Raw genomic sequence first — 19,997 nt, forward strand, 5'->3', positions numbered from 1 at the left:
GGGTACCTCAGGCCGCAAGGAGCGGACCGCGCGGGCACCTGGTGAAGGTGCTGGGTGGGCACCGGCCATCCGCCGCCCGCGAAGGGCCGCGCGCCGGTAATCTACGCGCACCTGGTTCTCTACACCGGCTTGAGAATCCTGATGCACAGAGCAGCGGTGAACCGCAGCGAACCCCTCGATCCGGACCGGCTCTCCTTCGCCGCGGCCCTGCGGGCAGCCCGCCGGAGCATCACCTCGCTGAACAGGGATTTTCCCCCCTCAGCACCTTTCCACGGTGGCCCGTGAACTCGAGGAGGAGATCAACCCGCCTCGCAGACTCCGGGCAGTGATCCGCCAGGCGAAGCGCAAGATGTCCCGCTTCCTCTCTTGGAACCCGGACCGGCCACGACCACCACAGCCAACCCGACGGCCAGCAGAAACCCTCCAGGTCATCGCGGCCGTCGCACCCCCACCAGACCCCTAAGTGGTCGGCGCTGGAAGTCCTTCGGGGGTTGATCAGGCTGCCAGGGCGACGGAGGATTCTTCTTGTCGGTCGGCGGATGTGTGTCGGTCGAGCCGGGCCAGTAGATCGTCCAGGTCGGAGGTGGTGAACCTCCATTGGAACGGCTGTGCCGTGGCGTTGTAGCGGTCTTCGAACGCTCGGAGCCGGTTCCGGACCTGAGTCAGGTCCGTGAAGTCGTTGGGTCGGACGACCTTGCGCTGGACGATCGAGAAGAAGATCTCGATCTGGTTCGTCCAGGAGGCGTGTATAGGGGTGTGGACCATGACCGCGTTCGGAAACGCCTTGGTCAGACGGTCTATGGCCTTCTTCCCCCGGTGGGAGGAGCCGTTGTCGACGATCCAGAAGACGCGTCTGGCGCTCGCGTAGGGCTCGGTCGTCATGACCTGGGTGACCAGGTTCATGAAGGGGACGATTCCGGTCTTCGGCTCGCAGCGGCCGAAGACTTTCGCGCGGTGGACGTCGTAGGCGGCCAGGTAGGCCAGCGCACCGCCGCGACCGTACTCATGGTTGACGCGCATCGCCCGGGCCCGGCCTGGGGCCAGGGTCGGATGGCAGCGGCAGCGGGCCTGGACGGAGGTCTTCTCGTCGCTGGAGACGACGTACTCGTCCTCGCCCAGCGGGACACCGTCGAACGTGCGGGCGTACAGGTCCAGGACACGCTGGGCCTTGGCACGGAAGTCCGGGTCACGGATGAAGATCCAGGACCGGTTCTGCCAGGGCTTGAGCGCGTCCTCGCGCAGCCAGCGGCGCACCGTGGACGCGGACACGGTGTTGGTGATCCCGCGCGCGGTCAGCTCGGCGGCCAGCTCAGGGCAGGACCAGCGCGACAGCGGTACGCCGGTCTCGGCGGGTAACTGGCAGGCCAGCGCCTTGGCCTCGGCAACCTGCACGGGAGTGAAACGGGCGGGGCGCCCTGAGCGCTTGCGGTCGGCCAGGGCTGGCAGCCCGCCATGAGCGAACCGGCCGCGCCAGGTCCGGACCGTGTCCACGTGCAGGTGGGTCTCGGCGGCGATCCTGCCATTACCCCAGCCACGTGCTGCCAGGAGGACGACTGCTGCACGCTGCCGGGCTTGGTGAGGAGTCTTATGACCGTAAGCCATCTTCTTCAGTCGGTGGCGCTCGGAGGCGGTCAGCACCACCGCCACGGCAGCGCGTATGGACAAGTGCCTGTCCCCCTGGATCCTGCGGCAGGCCGATAAGCGTGAGCGATTTCGACTGTCCCCCGCTCTTCCTGCCACCTCGTTGGACGTTCGGGGAGGTAGGAGGAGCGGGTAGTGACTGGCACGTATGACGGCCCACCGACCGCGAGGTCGGAGGGCCGGCGTGATCGTTGAAGGTCCATCGGCACCGAGGAAGGCGGCCGGTTGCCTACGCGCGTGTCACCGAGGATCGGGTGCTCACACAGCGAACCGCACCTTGATTGCGTGGCTGAGGGCGGTCTGCTCCTCGTCGGGAAGGCGACGCTCGGCATGGAGCATGCGCAGGGCGGCGGTGATGCTCTCCTCGTCCTCAGGTGTGCCGAGGCTGCCCATGTACGGAGGCAGCAGCAGACTCAGGGCTTCGAGGTCCGTGCGGGCGCAGAGCTTGGTGAGGAGTTCGCCGACCGGGTCTTCGTGCTGCTGTGGTGCGGCCGGGGCGGTGGCACGCAGTCCTGCCGCGATGCGGTAGCGGAGCCATTGCTGGTGGGGGCCTGCTGGGACGTCGTCGATGTGCTTCGCTGCGTACTCGAAGTGTTCGCGGGCTTGGTCGATCTGGCCCAGGTCCCGGTGGGCGCGGGCCATGTTGCCGTGAAGTGAAGCGTAGAAGCCGCGGACACGGTCGTCGCCGACCTTGTCGGCCCGGTTCAGGCACTCCTGGTTCCAGCGCAGGGTCTCCTGCGGGGTTGGCTGGTGCCGGGCGAGGTAGTGCGCGGCGATGCAGGCGTCGTAGTCGTCCTCAGCCGCTTCCCACGCTTGGAGAAAGAGGTCCCGCGCTCGGGCATCTCGTCCTTCGGTCTCGGCCTGCATACCCTGCACGCACAGCTGCACGACGATGTTCTGGGGGTCGGTCACGGTTCTCCTGGGGTGATGAAGGTGCGGTGTTGAGGAAGAATCAGCTGGAGGTGCTGAGGGAGACGGGCATGACCAGCGTGGTGAAGCTGCCCTGGTCTGCGGAACGCACCACGACAGGCCGGTCTACGGCGGAGATCTCCAGCAGAACGTCGGGCCCGACACTGGCCTCCAGAGCGGGAGCCAGGACGGCAGGGTCGAACCCGATCCGCTGGGGCAGGTCTCCATGGCAGATCGCAGGCAGGGTGACGGCGTTGGAGTGATCGGCGAGAGAGACGACCAGCTCGTCGCCGGCGAAGCTCAAGGCGAGGTGTGTAGCGTCTGCGTGGCTGTTGACCGCGTCACGCAGGGCCAGGCGATCCACGATCACGCGGTGTTCGGGCGGGGCCAGAGCCGAGAGCATCTCGCGGTAGGCAGGGAACAGGTCATCGGTCGTCACCAGGACACGGGACTCTGACGTACTGCGTGCTCGGGCCCCGTCCGGTCCGACCTGGATGGTGACCTGGTGGACTCGCGCTGCCCATTGACCGAACTCGATCAGGTCAGCCGCGTGCACCAGCAGACGGCGGGGCCCTCCGTCGAGTGCCGCTAGCCTCAGGACGCGCATCGACAGGCGATAGCGATCGGTGGCCACCAGACGAACCTCGCCGTCTTCGAATTCGATGAGGACGCAACCCAGCGCAGGGTGTTCCCCGTCGGAAGCCGCGGCCGGCACCACCTGGCGTACTGCACTGGCCAACTCCACGCCGCCGATCCGCGCTTCCGTCGTACTGTCGGCAGTCGAGAGGGAACGCAGAGCCACCGCGATGGCGGCCTTGGCGGTCTGAGTCTGGTCCCGCATCCTCTCCAGGTGCCGCTCCAACACCTCTCGGCCCTCACGCTCGGGCCCATCGAGTACCACGGTGACCTCGGCCAGCGGCAGTCCCGCTTCTCGCAGACTGCGCAGGAGAGCGGCACGGGCCTCCTGAGCAGGGCTGTAGAAGCGGTATCCGGTCGCCCCGTCAACCCACGCTGGCCGCAGAACGCGGCAGTCGTCGTAGAAACGCAGGGCGCTCGAAGCGAGACCCACTCGCCGCGCGAAAGCGCTGATGCTCAGTAGTTCCGTGGTGCCGTCCATGGACCCGATTGTTGACCTTCATCCAACTTGAAGGTCAACTCGCCCCTCGGCGCGTTCCACGCCACCACCAGGCACGGGAGCTTCCTCAGCGTCAACCCCCGAAGGACTTCCAAACTCGACCACTAAGTCAACGGCATTGACGTTAACTGCACTATCGTCGATCACGGCCTGCCGTGATCGACGCATCTAATGCTGTGACCGGGAAGGTTCGCCGGGTTGCTTGTTGTCCTGATTGGAAATGACTTACCCAACCAGCGTGGGGAGGCGATGAGTCCCGCGAGCTCGCGTCCACACACCCGTGCGCGTGCGGCGGCACCTCGAGGTCTACGGGGGCGCCGGCGCCCAGCCCTGCGCACGGTGCAAGGCCTGAGGCGCCCTGTGGACCCAGGCTGGGGTGGTCGCCGCGTAGCGGGGTAGCGCGAAGCCCCAGCCAGTGACTGGACGGCTGGGGCTTCGCGGATGCGTGACGGCGGCTCAGCTCCCGTCGCTCTGGGGACCTGGCGCCACAGACTCAGGGCGTGTTCAGCCCAAAGTTCTGGCGGCTGTTGTTGCTCGCGCCAGGGCTGTTGATGTTGTTGTTGGTGGTGATGTTGTTGAACATCGGGATGACGCCGTTGAGATTGATCGGCAGGATCGAGCCCCCGTTGCCGTTGCCGCCGTTGCAGTTGCCGCCGGTGATGGTGGTGGGGTCACTCGACGAGTCAGGGCCGATTCCGCCGCCGGAAACGGTAGCCGTATTGGTGACGGTGCAGGGAGCGTCGCCTGCGACACCGACCGTCACCGTGAACACGGCGCTCTGATTCGGCTCCAGTTGGCCGAAGAAGGCGTCGCACGTGAAGTGGGTATCCTCCACGACGCATTCCCAGGCCAGCGGGCCGGAAACATTTAGCTGTTGGAGTGTGAGCCCTGACGGAAGGGCGTCGGCTACTCGCACACCGGTGGTAATTGGATCCGAGCCGGAGCTGGTCAAGGTGATTTTGTAGACGCCCTGCCCGCCTTGGGCAAAGTTCCCTTCGTGGCTCTTCGCGAAGATCCCCTCTGCCTGGGCATAGGCGGGTGTGGCCCCTACGGCGAATGGCAGCGCGACGCCCAGCCCCACCACCGTGCCCAGGGCAGACAACCGCCGTCTCAAACCGTGCGTTCCCACGTTGATTTTCTCCTGTCCCCTGAAGATCCACCATCGACTCCGGGAGCGAGCGGGGGAGCCGATCGGGGGAAATGTAGCGCCCCGGAATGCCCTATTGATGCGCAAACGGCAGGGGAAACAGCCACTTCACTCGATTGACCTGTTTAACGTGGAAGCCGCGGAGGCCGTCGTCCGGTCCTGCGCCCGATGGTTGGGCTGCGGGCTGTGTGGACCGAGAAGGGCGTCATCGCCGCGTGACGACCTACCCCGCCCAGCCGATGTCCCGGACCTCGTTACCGCCGAGGTATGTCAATTGGGTGATCCAAGTGCCGCGCGAACGCGTGGCCGCCGCCGGGTGGCACCGACTGTGTCGGCACGGGCCTGACCGTGCTGTGACGGGGAAGGTTCGCTGTGTTGGGTGGTCAGGCTGCTGTTCGTGGTCTGCCGCCCCATCGGATGCCTTTCTCGCTGCGGATGCGTGCTCGTTCGCGTCGTTGGGCTGCCAGGACGTCGGGGTGTCGGGCGTTCTGGTTGCGCCAGCGCAGGTAGGCGTGCAGGGCCCGGGTCTGGACGGTGTGGTTGGGGTGGTGGGAGTTGGCGAGGGTGAACTTTCGTAGGGGTCCGAAGTGGGCTTCGATGGGGTTAGCCCAGGAGGCGTAGGTCGGGGTGAAGCACAGTTCGACCTTGTTCTTCGCGGCCCACCTGCGGATTCGCCAGTTCAGGTGGGCGGACAGGTTGTCGAGGATGACGTAGATCGGGGCGCCGTCCGGGCGGGCGGCGCGGATTGTTCTCAAGGCTGCCCAGGTGTGGTCGATGCCCTTGCGGCGCCGGTTGATGCCCCACATCTGGTCGTCGCCGATCGAGTAGCAGCTGTGGAAGTAGGTGATGCCGTGGGTGCGGTGGTAGGTCGCCGGGAGGCGGTCGGGGTGACTCTTCTCGGCCCAGCACGATCCGGCGGTGGGGCGGATGCCGAGCGGGCCGAACTCGTCGAACGCGAAGGTGCGGTCCGGCCGCTCGTTGATCGCGTACTCGATCCGGTCCAGCTTGGCGTCGAAGTCCGGGTCCGGGGACTCCTTCCAGGTCTTCGTGCGCTGGAAGGAGATCCCGCGCCGGGTTAGTAAGCACCGCAGTGCCTCGCGGCCGATTCGGACAGGCCGGGCAATGTTCCTGCGCAGGTGATCGGCGAGCTTGCGGATCGACCAGCGGGTGAAGGGCTTGCCGAGCTGGGTCGGTCGGGTGGTGGCCGTCTGGATGACGAAGTCCTCGTCGTCACGACTGAGCAGGCGGGGACGGCCTCCTGCCCACTGAGGTTTAAGGCATGCGAGCCCGATCTCGTTGAACTTGTGGATCACGTCGCGGACGGTGTCGTCGTCCGCCTGGACCAGACGGGCTATGACCGGGACCGTGCTGCCGCTGGCTGAGGCCAGCAGCATCATCGCCCGCCGAAACCGCACCGAGCTGGTACTGCCTCGCCGGACGATGTGCTGAAGTTTCTGCCCCTCCTGCTCGGTCAGCCTGCGAACCCGGACCAGTTGCGCCATCCCGCCTCCCCACCCTGGTTGGGTAAGCCATTTCCAACCAGGACAACGAGCAACCCGGCGAACCTTCCCGGTCACAGCACTAAGGAAGTGCGTGTTGCAGGATTTACACCGCCAGCTGATCGAGGGTGGGGTCGAAGTACCTCGCCTTGGCTCGGTCGTCGAGCTGGAGTCCATACCCCAGTACGCCGTTCTCGGGCCTGAGGGGACCGCCGTCGCCACCGGCAGTAGCCGGCTACACGTGCTTGGGCCGGAAGCCGCTCAGCTCATCGGCAACGGCACTGAGCCAGCTGCCCGGAGAGTGGTCTCCCGGCGGTTCGAGCTCCATTCCCAGTTCTGCCACGGCGACTGCGTGGTCGGCCTCGTCCAGTCCGAGTGCGAGCAGCTCGCGGATCTCGCCGACGACGCGGGCCACGAGAGTGCGGTCCGTCGAGACGGCGTAGTCGCGAACGGCCGCCTCGTGGTCGGTGAACTCGTCTGGCATGTCCTGCGAGAACCAGCCGCCGAGGAACTGTCCGAGTTCGGGGAAACGCGCATGCCATTCCCAACGGGTCTCGGGCAGCTCCGATGGGCGAGGGACCTCGCCCCTCTCGATGCTCTGCTTGATGTGGTCGGCGAGCTGGACCAGCGCACCGCTTCCCCCGCCGTCTCGACGGGACAGTCCAGCCAGAGCAGGGCGAGGTCGAGCTTCTCCGAGGTGTGCACGCCCAGCGGGTAGGGCCAGCCCACCCGGGCCCGCCGCTCCGCCCGGGGCACGGGGGTGAGACTGAAGGCACCGTGCCGGTCGACGCGAGGATGCCCGACGAGGACGGACAGTTCACCGGCCTGCCGCAGCTCTTCGCTCACCAGCCTTCCCGCACGGTCCCGTGCCTGCCGCGTGACCACGTGCAGAGCGGTGAGGACCAGCTGCGGGCCGACCAGATAGCCCGACCCCTCCGTCCGCCCCGCCACCCGTACGAGGGCCAGACGCCCGGGCTGCACGGATCAACGCTCCCACGGCGGCACACCATCCATGTCGTCCAGCTCGACCCCGGCCGCCCCGTCCTCCTGACCGGCCCCGGCATCGGAAGGAGCCCCTGCGCGCCCTGCTCCGCGGCTGGCCTTCCACGACTGCCCGCCGGTCGCCTCGTCCTGGACCTTCAACGACAGGGTCAGACGCTGCCGGCTCACCGACCCCAGCGAGCGGCCGCCCTCCCCCTCCGCCTTCGCTCCCCACGCGCCGACCGTGACTTTCACCTTCCCCTGGCCCTCACGCCGGAACTCGACCTCGAGCTCCAGCTCGGCCCGCTCCACCTCGAACCGCAACTGCTGGCCGGCCCCGCCGTCCGCCCCCCCCCCCCCCCGGTACAGCTCCTTGCGCAACTCGTCCAGAGCCTCCGACAACCCAACCGGTTCCATACGCTCCCACCCCTTGCCCCAGCCGATGACGCCTGGGAACCGTCTACTACACCCACGGGGCGCCGGGAAGCAAAACGGCCATTCGCGCCGATGCCTGCCATCGTCGTGAATGGCTTGCCCGACGGCGCGGCGCGCGATGACATGCGGGTATGAGCAGAATGGCGCAGGTCATCGTGTTGACGCGGATGTCGCAATCCACACCAGGCCAGAAGGCCCTCACCCATCTCAAGATCCCTCAGCCGAGACCTGCATCACCCGTCCACAACCTCCCGGGTCAATACGCCTAGATGTGAGCCAGGTGATCGCGCATCGGACCAGCCAGCTCGGCGTAGAAGTCCACGCGGTCCTGGGCCTGGAGGACCTGGGCGCACACGGTCAGCAGTCCGGTGCGTGCCTCGGGCCGGTCCAGGACGGTGGCCAGCTCGGTCCGGACACGGGTGGCCGCCTCGGGGGCCAGCAGCGCGTACACGTACAGCGTGGCCGCGTCGTAGCCGTACGGGGCGCGGCCCCATCCTTCCCAGTCAGGATGTGCGGGCCGCGGATGATGTTGCCGTAGTGGAGGTCGCCGTGCACGGTGGCCCAGGTGACGTCGTGGACTTGGTGGCCGGTGAACTCGGGGATGACGCGGCGCAGGCACTCCTCGCGCACGGCCTCGCGGTCCGCCGGAGGCGGGACCTCGGCGAGGGCGTCCAGGGCGGCGACCATCTCCTTCCACCACGTCTCGGGCAGGCCGGGATCCTCGTCGAGGACGGGGGCGCGGGGAGACGATCGGGGCGGGGGCGAAGGCGTACAGCTCGGCCCGGTATGCGTAGGACTCGGTGGTCCAGTCCCTGATGCGGAACAGGTCGGGGCGCGGCACCGCAGCGGGGAGGGTGCGGGAGGTGGACGGGCCGTTCCACAGCTTGCCGCCCTCGGCGCAGACCACGCGAAGCCAGTGCGGGCCTGCGGCCGACGACACGCACCCTCATGGGGAAGGGGAGCGGATCCTCACGGCCTTCTTCGCCGACCTTCTCAAACGGCACAGGAAACCTACCCCGTAGCAGGTGACGACGTCCTGGACGCCTCCGCCATCCGCCGCGGCCGCGGTCCACCACGCTTGGGCAGCCCGCATCCCGCGCGAGCCGGTTGACGCCCGACGCTGACACCGGCCACTCCCCACCGCAGCCCGCCCCTCTCGCATCCCCACACCGGCCACGCGCAAACAGCCCAGGTGGCGCAGCCGCCGAGGATGAGGAGCTGGGGGCCCGGATAAGAGCGACCGGCTCCGGCCCCAGCGTCCTGACGGGCGGTCTCGCGCTGAAGCAGGTCCAAAGGGGCTGCTGATGGCACCGAGAACGAGGCACGATTCCTGGACTGCTCGCGGACGCGGTCGTGGACGGTCGAAGTACGCGTCAGCTGACCCGAAGACCGACCGCCAGCGTCAGTTCAAGGACCCGGTGTGGTGATGCGAGATCCGGAAACAGCTCCCGCAGCTGCGACATCCGGTACCGGACCGTCTGGGGATGGACGAACAACGCCGCCGCCACCTCGTCCCGCCTGCCCTGGTGCAGCAGCCACGCTCGCAACGTCTCCTCCAGCCGCCGTGCCGTCGCGACAGGCAAGGTCCGCAACGGTGCGAGGGCTCGGGCACGCAGATCTGCGAACGCGTCCACGTCGGCGCTCAGCACCAGCTCGGGCAGGTGGTCCTCGGTGTCGCGAATATCGCAGGAGAGGGAGCGCGCGCGTACGGCTCGTGCGTACGAGGCGGACGCACGAGTCCATGGCCGGGCCGGGCCGACCACGGCGGTGCGGTCGGTCAGCTGCCGCAAGAGATGTGATCGGTCGGCATCGGGGACGAGCAGCACACCGGTGGCGTCCGGCAGATCGTCGAGGACGAGGGTGCTCGGGTCGAGCCCGCGGTAGGCAGGCCGGGCCTGGGCGGCGGGCAGAAGGACCGCGGTCAGCGAAACCGGAGGCTGCCACCCGGCCCGTTGAACAGAGGCCAGCAGCACCTCCGGGCTCGCGCCGGCGAGGAGGTCGCGGGCCAGGTGTTCCAGGTGGCGCTCGTGGGCCCTGCCCCGGGCGGCCAGTTCGTCGGCGTGGCCCGCGGCGCTCGCGGCAGAGAGCTCGTCGATGTAGGCGAAGGTCAGCTCGGCGAACTTGGCGACCTCAGCGGCGGGCAGACCTACGGGTACGGCACCCGCTGCCAGGCATCGCCAGGCCACGCGGGCGCCGACGCGGTAGGCGCTGAGTAGGGCGTCCATCGAACGGCCGTCGCGCACCTCGCCGCGGCCCAGCTCGTAGGCTGCGTCACCGCCGTCGCCGCCTGTGGCGTTCCCGCTCGCGAGGTCCAGGTAGTGCCCCAGGGCGGTACGGACGGCTCGGCGGATGGTGGCACCCATGCGGCCCGAAAGGGCGTTGGCGTAGGGAGGGACCTCGTCGATGATCGCCTGGACGACCTCGTCGGCGGTGGTCTTCAGTGCGGCCCGAAGCGCGGTGACCGTCGTCTCATCCAGGGCCAGTTCGCCAGCCCTCCGGATTGCATGGCTCACGATTTTATTCCCTGCGAACAATTCAGCCGATCAGATTTACGTCATCCGGTCAGGACTTTACCCCTTGAGTCGCAGCAAGCTGGAGTCATGACGAGTGCAGCCCTCCGCAGCAGGGCGTGGAAACTGCTGGAGATGGTCACGACGCCGCTGCTGCCGTCGGACTACCTCGACCTGGTCAGCCCGCTGCGTGCGGGCGCTGACCTGCGTGGGCGCATCGAGGCCGTGCACCCCGAGACGGGTGACGCCGCGACTGTCGTGATCAGGCCGGGACGGGGCTGGCGCGGCCACACGGCCGGTCAGTACGTGCGGATCGGGGTCGACGTCGACGGGGTGCGCCTGTGGCGTGCCTACTCCATCACCTCACCGACAAACCGCCGGGACGGCCGCGTCACGATCACCGTGAAGGCGATCCCGGACGGCAAGGTCAGCAACCACCTGGTCCGCAGGGCGAAACCGGGCACGCTGATCCAGCTCGACCAGGCGACCGGTGACTTCGTGCTGCCGCAGGCCAAGCCCGCCAAGGTGCTCTTCCTGACGGCCGGCAGCGGCATCACGCCCGTGATGGGCATGCTGCGCGACACCGAGTTCGACGACGTCGTCATGGTCCACTGCGCGCCACAGCCGCACGACGTGATCTTCCGCAACGATCTGCACGACCTGGCCGCGGACAAGAAGCTGCGGCTCACCGAGGTGCACACCGACACGGACGGCATGCTCGACATCGCCCGTCTCGACGAACTCGTGCCCGACTGGGCCGAGCGCGAGACCTGGGCCTGCGGGCCCGCAGGCCTGCTCGACGCCGCCGAGAAGCACTGGAGCGAGCACGGCGTCCCAGAACGCCTGCACACCGAACGCTTCCGCGCCGGCATCGTCGTCACCGGCGACGGCGGCGAGGTCTCGTTCAGCGCCACCGGCAAGACCGTCTACGCGGACGGCGCCACGCCGTTGCTGGACGTCGGCGAGGAGGCCGGCGTGCTCATGCCCTCCGGGTGCCGGATGGGCATCTGCTTCGGCTGCATCACGCCGCTCAAGGCGGGCGCCGTCCGCGACCTGCGCACCGGCGAGATCACCGAGGCCGAGCCGGGCGTCCTCATCCAGACCTGCGTGTCCGCCGCGGCGGGCCCCTGCGACATCGAACGGTAGGAGCACCTTGACCGCCATCGACCCCACCGCCCACCTGACCGCGGAGCAGATCGAGGAGCTGGGACGCGAGCTGGACGCGATCCGCGACGAGGTGATCGCCAGCCGCGGCGAGGAGGACGCCGCCTACATCCGCAAGGTCATCTCGGCGCAGCGCAAGCTCGAGCTGGTCAGCCGGGGCGTGCTGCTGTTCTCCTTCTTCCCGCCCGCGTGGCTGCTCGGCACCGCCGGTCTGTCCGTGGCGAAGATCATGGACAACATGGAGATCGGCCACAACGTCCTGCACGGCCAATGGGACTGGATGCGGGACCCGAAGATCCACTCCACCACCTGGGACTGGGATCACGTCTCGCCAGCCGACCAGTGGAAGCACTCGCACAACGAGCTGCACCACACGTACACCAACGTGATCGGCAAGGACAACGACCTCGGCTACGGCATCATGCGCGTCGACGAGGACCAGAAGTGGCACCCGTTCCACCTCGGCCAGCCGCTGTGGAACTTCATCAACGCCTGCTTCTTCGAGTACGGCATCGCAGCGTACGACCTGGAGCTCGCCAAGAACCTGCACAAGCGCCGCCGCAAGAACCCGGAGTTCCGCGCGCGGGCCAAGGCCGTGGGCCGCAAGATCCGCAAGCAGGTGCTCAAGGACTACGTGATCCACCCGCTGCTGTCGGGCCCGTCGTTCCTCACCACGCTCGCCGCCACGTTCACCGCGAACCTGGTCCGCAACATCTGGTCCCACTCGGTGATCATGTGCGGGCACTTCCCCGAGGGCGTACAGGTCTTCGAGCGCCGGTCGATCAAGGACGAAACGCGCGGCCAGTGGTACCTGCGCCAGATGATGGGCTCGGCGAACATCAGCGGCAGCAGGGCCATGCACTTCATGACCGGCAACCTGTCGCACCAGATCGAGCACCACCTGTTCCCGGACCTGCCGAGCAACCGGTACGCCGAGGTCGCGGTGAAGGTGCGCGCGCTGTTCGAGAAGTACGAGCTGGAGTACGTCACCGGGCCGCTCCCCAAGCAGGTGTTCTCCGCGTGGCGCAAGGTCTTCCGGCTCTCACTGCCGAACAAGAAGCCCAAGGTCAAAACGCCGGACCGCGAGCAGGAGCTCGTCGCGGCCTGATTCCCGGTATTGGTTCAGATCTTTCGGCCGTACTGGCGGCACCGCCGGTCCGGTCAGCCGCGGTGGAACAGGTCTGCGCCTGCCGACCGGTGCCTTCCTTTTGGCGCGGTTCCTTCGCCGCCAGGAACCTCCCGGCCTTCCTGGCGCCACTGCCGCTCGAGGGCGTCGTAGATCGGAGAGTCCGACACCCACCCGCCGCCCGCCCGCACGTCGGCGAAACTTCTCTGCGCTGGAACGTTCCTGTGGTCCATAAGCAGCCCAACGACCCCACGCCGGGCGCCGTGGCGGCCCGTATCCCGACCGTCACCAGGAGACCCGCAACGGGGTGACGGGTATGCCTGCCTTGGGCGCCGGCGGTTCGGGGTCAGGATCCGAGGACGAGCAGCACGCGGGGTGCGTTGGGCAGGTCTTCAGGGACGGTGGCGGTGCCGGTCAGGGGCATCAGGTGCCCGTTGGCGCAGTCGCCGGGCTGCTGATGGTCGATCTCCCAGACCCAGCCGGCCGGAATCGCGAGGGAACTGGTGACGTAGAGAGGCCCGCGGCAGGAGCGACACCAGTAGAACGACCGCCCCCTCACCCCGGCGCCCCCTCCCGCGGACGCGCCACGACTGCCACCGCGGACGCTAGGGCCCAGCCCGGCATGCTGGTGCGGACCGGACGGCGGAAGCCCGGAACGAAAAAGCGGAATGCATCATTCACATCAGCTGAAACGATCCGGCCGCCTCCACGTCACCCCTCCACAAGAGAGTCGGCCTGCCGGCCGAGCACCCTGGCGTAGGCCGGCACCCCGCAGCGCACTGCGGCCTCCAGGCGCAAACGGGAGCGTGGTGGCGGGCGCAGGCCCGTCGTTGCGCGGAGTGTGGTGTGCAGGCGGGTGCGCAGGTGTATGAGGGCGTGGAAGTCCGCGAGGTGCGTGAACCGGGTCAGCAGGCGGTCGATCAGGATGTCGTCGCCGGCTCCCACCGCCCGCACGATCGCCTCGACCGTCTCCCGTACCGCGGGAGACAGTCGCGCAGGACCGGCTGCGTGCCCGCCGAAACCGGGGCGGGCCCCTGCGGACGGCACCGTCACCTCGTCACACACGGGCAAGGTCCCGACGAACCGGCACGCATGATTGCGACCACGAGTTGGCGCTCCTCAATCATGGCTCGATCCTGCGCTCCCCCGAGGTCAGGCAAACTCAGGAACGCCGGTTACAGACCAGCCTGGGCATCGCCCTGGGCACCGCGCTGACTGCCCACCGCACCCTCTGGTGGATCAGCGGCACCCTCGCCCTGATGTGGGCCCTGATGTGCTTCCTGCCCAAGCGACCGAGCAGTCAGGCAGGCTGAGCGCCTCTGCACGGCGCGGTACCCGGTCCCCTGCTCGATGGGGCGACCGCGCGGGAGGTGGCGATGCACCACGGACGAGGACCGCGCGCAGTCGCGCAGCCCTCGTCCGGTGTGTGTCCATTGCCTCTGGGACGCCGGCCTGGGTTCCGTCGTTCGGGTCACCCGCTACCGGGCGGTTGGGAAGCCGGGCCGATCTCGGTGCCCGCAGGCGGAGGTGGGGAGGGTTAGGCCGGGGTGATGTTCTCGGCCTGGGGGCCCTTCTGGCCCTGGGTGACGTCGAACGTCACGACCTGGCCCTCCTGGAGCTCGCGGAAGCCCGAGGAGTTGATCGCCGAGTAGTGGGCGAAGACATCCGGGCCGCCGCCGTCCTGGGCGATGAAGCCGAAGCCCTTCTCCGCGTTGAACCACTTCACAGTTCCCGTAGCCATATCCATGCCTTCCAGTCGATGAACGCCTCCCACGACGTGCGAAAGGCGGAGGTGATCGCCCTGGTCCCTGCGGCACAGCACAGCAAAACACCCACGCCGAAGGCGGGGGCAAAGGGAACTTCCGAACCACGACAGCTGACCCAAACGCTACACGCCCGCACACCCTGTCACCAGAGGAAACGACTCGGCACACCGGGGCGCGGGGCCCGCCGGAGTCCGGCGGGCGTGGGTGCGGTCTCAGGCCGCGGCCGCCGGGTTCGCCGAACCGGCGGCGCGGCGGTACTCGGCGTTGATGCGCTGGGCTTCCTCGAGCTGGTCTTCCAGGATGACGATGCGGCAGGCCGCCTCGATCGGGGTGCCCTGGTCGACGAGCTCCCGGGCGCGGGCCGCGATGCGCAGCTGGTAGCGGGAGTAGCGGCGGTGCCCGCCGGCGGAGCGCAGCGGGGTGATCAGGCGGGCCTCTCCGATGGCGCGCAGGAAGCCCTGGGTGGTGCCGAGCATTTCGGCGGCCCGGCCCATGGTGTAGGCGGGGTAGTCGTCGTCGTCGAGACGGCCGAACGAGTCATCTGCTGTCATTTGCACCTCTCTGTGAAACGTTGGGAACGCGTGGAGGGGCCCTGGTGCCGTACGGCACCAGGGCCCCGAAGGAACTACTACACCATCTGCCGGCCCTGACACTGCGCCGGCCTTCTGTGTCCGCGGACCCGACCGGAACGCTGTCGGGGCTGCGGGGATCGCGGTTGCTTGACCGGAGACCACCTCACTATCGATGTCCTGCGGTACCCGGGCTCAGACTTCCGCCCGGGCGATCCTGATGGCGCCCAATTCCTCCGTTCATCCCTCGGATGATCAACTGCTTACCAAGTGGGGAACTGCGAACTGCGTGTACTGCTCCACTTGGTACTGCGTACTTCTTTTACTGCTCGTGGTCCGACCAAGCGCCACGCTCCGGCAGCCAGCCCCGTCGCCCATCCTGCGTCTGCTCTGGCTTAGAACCCCACTGCCGAACCTCCCGGTGCGCGCGCCCGCAGCCGACGCCTTCACCGAGGTACAGCTCACTGACTTCACTGCTGGGTACTGCGAACTGCACTTACGGGTACTGCCACTGCGTTAACTGCGGTCCTGCTCACGGCAGCCCCTGATCACTGCGGGCCCGCCCGGTCCGGTCGCCAGTCCCGTCGCCGTCCTGCAACCGCTCTGGCTTCGACACTCCACCACCGCACCGCCTTGCTGAACTGCAACTACCTGTACCGCTGCCCGGCAGTTCGTCTCTGCCGAGCCCTACTGTCTCCCTGGGCTACGAGAGAAACCATAACTACGCCATCACCTAATGTCTACTCTGGCCAACATAGATTTTCGCGTGTTTGCCGGTGAGGTAATCGTCCCGCGGGCGCGGCTCAGGATCCGAAGAGACGCAGGACGCGCGGGGCGTTGGGCAGGTCTTCCGGGACGGCCGCCGTGCCGGTCAGGCCGGCTGTTGGACAGCAGGCGAGCCGATGACCTGCGGCTCGGGCGGCGCGGGCGAGTGCAGCCATGCGACGGGCCAGGGGCACCCCGGTCCAGGCCCGATACGTCAGGTTTGCCGTGTCCACGTGCGAACGCGGCCGTCGGACGACGACCCGGCGTCAGGCGGGGCGGCGGCGGAGCAGCATCGTTGGACCGGCATGGATGTCTCTGCCCGCTCCGCCTCCACCCCGCGCCCTGGCGCCCGGTTGAAGGACGCCTCCTCGTTCGGCCTCCGGCATCGCGAAGCAGACGACGACTGCGTGGCATGGGCCCGGACGCGAGGGGATGACGGCGGAGCCCCGACAGCGGGCCCGCACCCCTGTGCCGACCACGCGGAGGAAGGCTTCACCGCGGGCGACTCCTCGTGGCGCTACGCTGCCGGGCTGCTTACGAAGACGCGCGCCCGAGCCGCGATGGTCGCTCTTGCCTTGGCCACGATCGTCGTCGCGATCCTGTCGATCGAGGTGCGCTGAATCCGTGTCGACCGGCTGGCCCGTTTCGGCGGGACAAATCTCTGCTGCCAGATTGTTAGCGGGGGGCATATCCTGATATATAGGTCGTCGCACTCTCACGTGTGGCGTCCGGAAGGGCGGCCCCGGCGTGTGAATGTGCCGGGGTCGTTGTGTCACCGTCGTCACGCCGCAGGGGGCGAGGCATGATCCATTCAGCCGATGTACGCGAGTGGCGCGACTGTGACGTCCTCGACGCGAAAGGGCACCGCATCGGCGCTCTGGAAGCGGTCTATGTAGACACCGCCACCGACGAACCGGCCATGGCCACCCTCCGCACCGGATTGCCCACCCGCCACCGCCTGGTCTTCGTTCCTCTCGACGAGGCGATCCTGGGACCCCGCTACGTCAAGGTCGCCCACGCCAAGGCAGTGGTGAAAAAGGCTCCTGCCATCGGCACCGACGACGTCCTGCCCGCCGAGCAGGAAGAAGCGATCTTCCAGCACTACGGGATGCCCTACCAGCCCGGCGCCGGCGGCGAACGCCGACTGGCGCGCCGCTGAGCGCCCCGAGCCCGGCGTCAGAGGAGGTGTCCGGCGCATGGTGATCTTCTTGTTGCTGCTGCTCGTGGCCTTCGTCCTGGGCCTCATCGGCGCGGTGGTGGACGGCCTGTTCTATCTCCTCGTCATCGCCATCGCGATCGCCGTGGCCGACGTGGTCTACATCGTCCTGCGACTTTCCCGGTCATCGCGTCGCCACCACCTCCGATGACCACCGGGCAAGCGCGGCGTCCGCAGCAACAGGTCAGTCGCTCCGACCGGGGGCATCGGTGGCGGAGGCCGGGGCGATGAGGATCTGGGAGGCACGGGTGATGTTGTCCGCACGGACCGCCTGGGCCATGGCCTCGCGGGCGGCACCGGTTGCGGTGCCGGGAGGAACCACCAGAAGCACGAAGTGGTCGTTGTGACCGCGGGTGATCCTGTGGTCGATGAGCATGCTCATGAGCCGTCGCCTCGCCCGGCGACGGCACTGAACATCCCCGGGCGTTCCTCTGCCAGCCATCCCCGCGCGGCCAGGCGCTTCACCTTCGACCGCACTCCCTCCACCTTCGACCGCACTCCCTCCACCTTCGCAGGCACCGGCTCCAGCCCGACCGCCACCGCGAGTTGCCGACAGTCCATCGCCCCGACACCCGACCCGCTCCCACCAGCCAGAACGTCCACGAGCTGCTGGTAATCCGGCGCCAGCACCGCAGCGCCGAGGCCTTCTCGCCACACCGGCACCACCGAGCCGGCCACCGCACCCACAACCCGCGCCGGCCGCCCGCCGGCCACCACGACCGGTGGCACCTCCTTGCCTCCGCACGGTTCCGCCAGGACCTCGGCCACCGTCTCCCGGGCGATCACGAACCGCTCCCACGCGGCCTCCGCCTCCCGCAGCTCGGCCTGCAGAACGTCCACCCGCTGCCGAGCGGCTCGTTCACGCTCCTCCAGCAGCCCCATCACCGACGGCATCCAGCACCTCCACCGAAGAGACGACACAACACCTCGTCCCTCCCACCGAAAGACCAGCCACACGCCTGACCAGCGCAAACACACCCATCACGCTCGGAAAGACAACGGCTTCTCAGCAGGGGGCGGGCCCAGGAAACAACGACGACCTGCGATGACAACTACTGCTGCGACTCAGCGACAATCACCCGCGGTGTCGCAACTGCTCAGCACCTGCGTCCCGAGGACGTCACGTTCAACAGCAAGCGCGACAAAAGGACTTCGCCATGGGCGGGAGCCCGGTCGCCTAGGCCTCCGGCAGCTACACCGACGCCGACTCCTTCGAGCCGCGCGACGCGGTCAAGGGCGACGTCGCGCGGATGCTGCTCTACATGGCCGTGCGCTACGACGGCGGTGACGGCTTCCCGGACCTGGAGATGAACGACAAGGTCAACAACGGCACCGCCCTCCTCTTCGGCCGGATCAGCCTGCTGAAGCAGTGAAACCAGATGGACCCGCCGGATGCCTTCGAGCAGCGCCCAACCAGGTCATATTCGACACCTACCAGCACAACCGCAACCCTTTCATCGACCACCCGGAGTGGGTCGACTCCATCTGGTAGCAGCCCGGGTGCGCTCGGCGTGCTACTTGACGTAGATCTCGTCGAGGGTGTCGATGACCCCCGCTGCGTTCAGGTGGTAGCGGAAGGGGAGGCCCTTGTCCGGGTGGGTGTCCAGCCAGGAGGTCAGCTCGCTGGTGGAGATGGGCTTGCCCATCACCTCCGAGGGGAGGATCGGCGCCGTCGCGGTGATCTTGGCCTTCTCCGAGATCGGGATGTACGTCCACGCGCCCGACGGTTCGAAGCGCCCGGGGCAACCGTACGTGCCGTGCTGGACGATGAGACTGGTCATACCGCCCTCGGGCGTGTAGCGGTGCACGGCGATCGTGTCGGGCGAGACCGGCATCCTGTGGTCGGCGCCGCAGGCCGGCGCGGAGGGCGGGGCCGGGGCGGGTGGATTCTTCCCCGCCGGGGTGGCGGTCGCCGAGGGCTTGGGCGCCGCGCCGGTCTTCGAGGGGGCCGGCACGGCGGCCGTGGCGCTGGCGGTGGGCGGGGCCGTGGCGGTGGGCGGGGCCGGTGTGGCCGCGGTGGTCTTCGCGTCCGGCGCGGCCAGGTCGTCGCCGTTCTGACAGGCGGTGAGCGCCAGCACGCCGCACACCGCCAGGGCGGCCATGGCCGCCTGCCTCCGAACCGCTCTCATGGTCTTCTCCCTCTCCCGGATTCCGGCGTCGCCGCACCGTAACCCCCGGGATCCAGCCCGCGCGACGGCCGGACGCGGTTCGTCACCGGGCCGGGATCCCGTTGTTGCGGAGTGCGGACCTCCGCCCCCACCCCGCGGACGCCCGTGACCGCCCACCGGTCGGGGTCAGGCAGCCAGGCGGCCGGCGAGGGCCTGGAACTGCGGCCAGGCGGCCTGCTGCGGGCAGGGGTCCCAGAGCTTCTGGGAGAGCGCGGCCAGCGGCATCCGGATGCCGGCGGCCACCTGGGCCGAGGTCTGGGAGGGCGGCCAGGTCAGCCGCCTCCTTACCTACGATGACCTGGCCTTCCCCGCCCTTCCGGGGCCGCCCGACCACCACCGGGAACACAACGCCTTGGCGCGTCCTCCCCGGCCAGGCCCGCTTTGACGGTGCCGGAACCGGTGTCAAGGACAACCGTGGTGGTCACGACGCAACCCCCGCCCTGCAAGCAGGACCCGGTACGTGAAGCCGGTACACGGCTGCATGATCGGACATGATGGGCTACTCCCCTGCGACGACTAACAAGATCAGCAAGAGAGCTTCCCACCGCAACCACGCCACAACCAGACAGAACGCGCAAACCGCAGACTTGGGATGGCCCGATCCTCACGGTCAGGGGCCTTCGCTACCCGACTCGTTGCACCCCACGGTCGCTCTCAAGGGCGAGTTATCGCTCCCGCCCCACCTCCTGTGCGGCGCCGCTCGGTCAGGCCACCGTGACGCGCAGGACGTACGGCTCCCCCGCGCTGATCGCATTCGCCTGCTCGCGCAGGTCCGCGTCCATGAAGCCGAGCAGCGCCTCGTCAGCGGCCCGGCGGAGGAGCGGGAGGATCTCGGCGACGGGACGGCCGCGATGCGCTTCGGCGAGCTCGGCGCAGGCCTGCTGGCAGGGGGCTCCGTACATGCTGGCGCCGTCGGCCAGCAGCCGATCAAGGTGCTGCCTATCGACTCTGATCTCGCCCATGGCC

At 68.4% G+C, this 19,997-nt stretch carries 23 protein-coding genes and 3 pseudogenes; 7 read left to right on the plus strand and 19 right to left on the minus strand.

The window, feature by feature from the left end:
• Positions 1-495: 495 nt before the first annotated feature.
• The 9 genes from OHT74_RS00540 to OHT74_RS00580 form a co-directional block, all read right to left on the minus strand.
• Positions 496-1,665, minus strand: a complete 1,170-nt coding sequence (locus OHT74_RS00540) for an IS630 family transposase (RefSeq protein ID WP_328618810.1) — start codon at positions 1,663-1,665, stop codon at positions 496-498.
• Positions 1,666-1,899: 234 nt separating this feature from the next.
• Positions 1,900-2,553: a hypothetical protein gene (locus tag OHT74_RS00545; RefSeq protein ID WP_328618809.1), complete on the minus strand. Its 654-nt coding sequence runs from the start codon at positions 2,551-2,553 to the stop codon at positions 1,900-1,902.
• A 40-nt stretch (positions 2,554-2,593) separates the two neighbouring features.
• Complete coding sequence (locus OHT74_RS00550; RefSeq protein ID WP_328618808.1) at positions 2,594-3,667, minus strand: DNA polymerase III subunit beta family protein; 1,074 nt, start codon at positions 3,665-3,667, stop codon at positions 2,594-2,596.
• Between the two features lie 511 nt (positions 3,668-4,178).
• On the minus strand, positions 4,179-4,814 hold the full coding sequence (locus OHT74_RS00555; protein WP_328618880.1) for a hypothetical protein: 636 nt from the start codon (positions 4,812-4,814) through the stop codon (positions 4,179-4,181).
• Positions 4,815-5,215: 401 nt separating this feature from the next.
• Positions 5,216-6,334: an IS630 family transposase gene (locus tag OHT74_RS00560; protein WP_328618881.1), complete on the minus strand. Its 1,119-nt coding sequence runs from the start codon at positions 6,332-6,334 to the stop codon at positions 5,216-5,218.
• 232 nt (positions 6,335-6,566) lie between these two features.
• A complete protein-coding gene (locus OHT74_RS00565; protein WP_328623228.1) occupies positions 6,567-7,055 on the minus strand; it encodes a contact-dependent growth inhibition system immunity protein in 489 nt (162 codons plus the stop codon).
• Positions 7,056-7,315: 260 nt separating this feature from the next.
• Positions 7,316-7,729, minus strand: coding sequence for a trypco2 family protein (locus OHT74_RS00570; RefSeq protein ID WP_328618882.1), 414 nt, complete (start codon positions 7,727-7,729; stop codon positions 7,316-7,318).
• A gap of 283 nt (positions 7,730-8,012) precedes the next feature.
• Positions 8,013-8,198, minus strand: coding sequence for a hypothetical protein (locus OHT74_RS00575; protein ID WP_266659460.1), 186 nt, complete (start codon positions 8,196-8,198; stop codon positions 8,013-8,015).
• Positions 8,199-9,120: 922 nt separating this feature from the next.
• Positions 9,121-10,260, minus strand: coding sequence for a PucR family transcriptional regulator (locus tag OHT74_RS00580; protein ID WP_328618883.1), 1,140 nt, complete (start codon positions 10,258-10,260; stop codon positions 9,121-9,123).
• 87 nt (positions 10,261-10,347) lie between these two features.
• Here OHT74_RS00580 and OHT74_RS00585 point away from each other — a divergent pair, with 87 nt between their 5' ends.
• Entirely contained in the window at positions 10,348-11,403 is a 1,056-nt protein-coding gene (locus OHT74_RS00585; protein ID WP_328618884.1) for a ferredoxin reductase, read from the plus strand.
• 7 nt (positions 11,404-11,410) lie between these two features.
• On the plus strand, positions 11,411-12,529 hold the full coding sequence (locus OHT74_RS00590) for a fatty acid desaturase family protein (RefSeq protein WP_328618885.1): 1,119 nt from the start codon (positions 11,411-11,413) through the stop codon (positions 12,527-12,529).
• A 364-nt stretch (positions 12,530-12,893) separates the two neighbouring features.
• Here the strand turns inward: OHT74_RS00590 and OHT74_RS00595 are convergent, their stop codons facing one another.
• Both OHT74_RS00595 and OHT74_RS00600 read right to left on the minus strand, forming a co-directional pair.
• Positions 12,894-13,106, minus strand: a complete 213-nt coding sequence (locus OHT74_RS00595) for a hypothetical protein (RefSeq protein ID WP_328618886.1) — start codon at positions 13,104-13,106, stop codon at positions 12,894-12,896.
• A 152-nt stretch (positions 13,107-13,258) separates the two neighbouring features.
• The gene (locus OHT74_RS00600; protein WP_328618887.1) at positions 13,259-13,612 is read right to left on the minus strand and encodes a hypothetical protein; all 354 of its coding nucleotides are present in this window, start codon (positions 13,610-13,612) and stop codon (positions 13,259-13,261) included.
• A gap of 44 nt (positions 13,613-13,656) precedes the next feature.
• Between OHT74_RS00600 and OHT74_RS00605 the strand changes: the two genes are divergently transcribed.
• Positions 13,657-13,860 (plus strand): hypothetical protein, encoded by a 204-nt coding sequence (locus tag OHT74_RS00605; protein WP_328618888.1) that lies wholly within the window; start codon positions 13,657-13,659, stop codon positions 13,858-13,860.
• A 224-nt stretch (positions 13,861-14,084) separates the two neighbouring features.
• Here OHT74_RS00605 and OHT74_RS00610 read toward each other — a convergent pair whose 3' ends face one another.
• From OHT74_RS00610 to OHT74_RS00620, 3 genes and pseudogenes are all read right to left on the minus strand, one after another.
• Positions 14,085-14,288, minus strand: coding sequence for a cold-shock protein (locus tag OHT74_RS00610; RefSeq protein WP_030303412.1), 204 nt, complete (start codon positions 14,286-14,288; stop codon positions 14,085-14,087).
• Positions 14,289-14,525: 237 nt separating this feature from the next.
• Complete coding sequence (locus OHT74_RS00615; protein ID WP_266659480.1) at positions 14,526-14,864, minus strand: MerR family transcriptional regulator; 339 nt, start codon at positions 14,862-14,864, stop codon at positions 14,526-14,528.
• Positions 14,865-15,775: 911 nt separating this feature from the next.
• Positions 15,776-15,883 (minus strand): annotated as a pseudogene (locus OHT74_RS00620) (HAD family phosphatase); the annotation flags it as partial.
• Positions 15,884-15,952: 69 nt separating this feature from the next.
• On the opposite strand from OHT74_RS00620, the gene OHT74_RS00625 reads away from it, so the two are divergent.
• The 3 genes from OHT74_RS00625 to OHT74_RS00635 all read left to right on the plus strand — a co-directional run bounded on the left by OHT74_RS00625 (position 15,953) and on the right by OHT74_RS00635 (position 17,014).
• Entirely contained in the window at positions 15,953-16,267 is a 315-nt protein-coding gene (locus tag OHT74_RS00625) for a hypothetical protein (protein ID WP_266659482.1), read from the plus strand.
• A gap of 182 nt (positions 16,268-16,449) precedes the next feature.
• Positions 16,450-16,806 carry a PRC-barrel domain-containing protein gene (locus OHT74_RS00630; RefSeq protein WP_266659484.1) on the plus strand — a complete coding sequence of 119 codons (357 nt, stop codon included), beginning with the start codon at positions 16,450-16,452 and terminating at the stop codon, positions 16,804-16,806.
• Between the two features lie 37 nt (positions 16,807-16,843).
• The gene (locus OHT74_RS00635) at positions 16,844-17,014 is read left to right on the plus strand and encodes a hypothetical protein (protein ID WP_266659486.1); all 171 of its coding nucleotides are present in this window, start codon (positions 16,844-16,846) and stop codon (positions 17,012-17,014) included.
• A 33-nt stretch (positions 17,015-17,047) separates the two neighbouring features.
• On the opposite strand, the gene OHT74_RS00640 is transcribed toward OHT74_RS00635, so the two are convergent.
• Positions 17,048-17,245, minus strand: a complete 198-nt coding sequence (locus tag OHT74_RS00640) for a hypothetical protein (RefSeq protein ID WP_328623499.1) — start codon at positions 17,243-17,245, stop codon at positions 17,048-17,050.
• Entirely contained in the window at positions 17,242-17,757 is a 516-nt protein-coding gene (locus OHT74_RS00645) for a hypothetical protein (RefSeq protein ID WP_328618889.1), read from the minus strand. The genes OHT74_RS00640 and OHT74_RS00645 overlap by 4 nt, the downstream gene beginning before the upstream one ends.
• A gap of 168 nt (positions 17,758-17,925) precedes the next feature.
• Here OHT74_RS00645 and OHT74_RS00650 point away from each other — a divergent pair.
• Positions 17,926-18,355, plus strand: a pseudogene (locus OHT74_RS00650) (endonuclease I family protein); the annotation flags it as partial.
• 22 nt (positions 18,356-18,377) lie between these two features.
• Here OHT74_RS00650 and OHT74_RS00655 read toward each other — a convergent pair.
• The 3 genes and pseudogenes from OHT74_RS00655 to OHT74_RS00665 all read right to left on the minus strand — a co-directional run bounded on the left by OHT74_RS00655 (position 18,378) and on the right by OHT74_RS00665 (position 19,993).
• Positions 18,378-18,992, minus strand: a complete 615-nt coding sequence (locus OHT74_RS00655; RefSeq protein ID WP_266659490.1) for a hypothetical protein — start codon at positions 18,990-18,992, stop codon at positions 18,378-18,380.
• Between the two features lie 165 nt (positions 18,993-19,157).
• Positions 19,158-19,298: pseudogene (locus OHT74_RS00660) on the minus strand (beta-N-acetylglucosaminidase); the annotation flags it as partial.
• 437 nt (positions 19,299-19,735) lie between these two features.
• Positions 19,736-19,993, minus strand: a complete 258-nt coding sequence (locus tag OHT74_RS00665; RefSeq protein ID WP_266659492.1) for a hypothetical protein — start codon at positions 19,991-19,993, stop codon at positions 19,736-19,738.
• Positions 19,994-19,997 lie beyond the last annotated feature (4 nt).

The sequence above is a fragment of the Streptomyces sp. NBC_00354 genome (genome assembly GCF_036106915.1).
Taxonomy (GTDB): Bacteria; Actinomycetota; Actinomycetes; order Streptomycetales; family Streptomycetaceae; genus Streptomyces.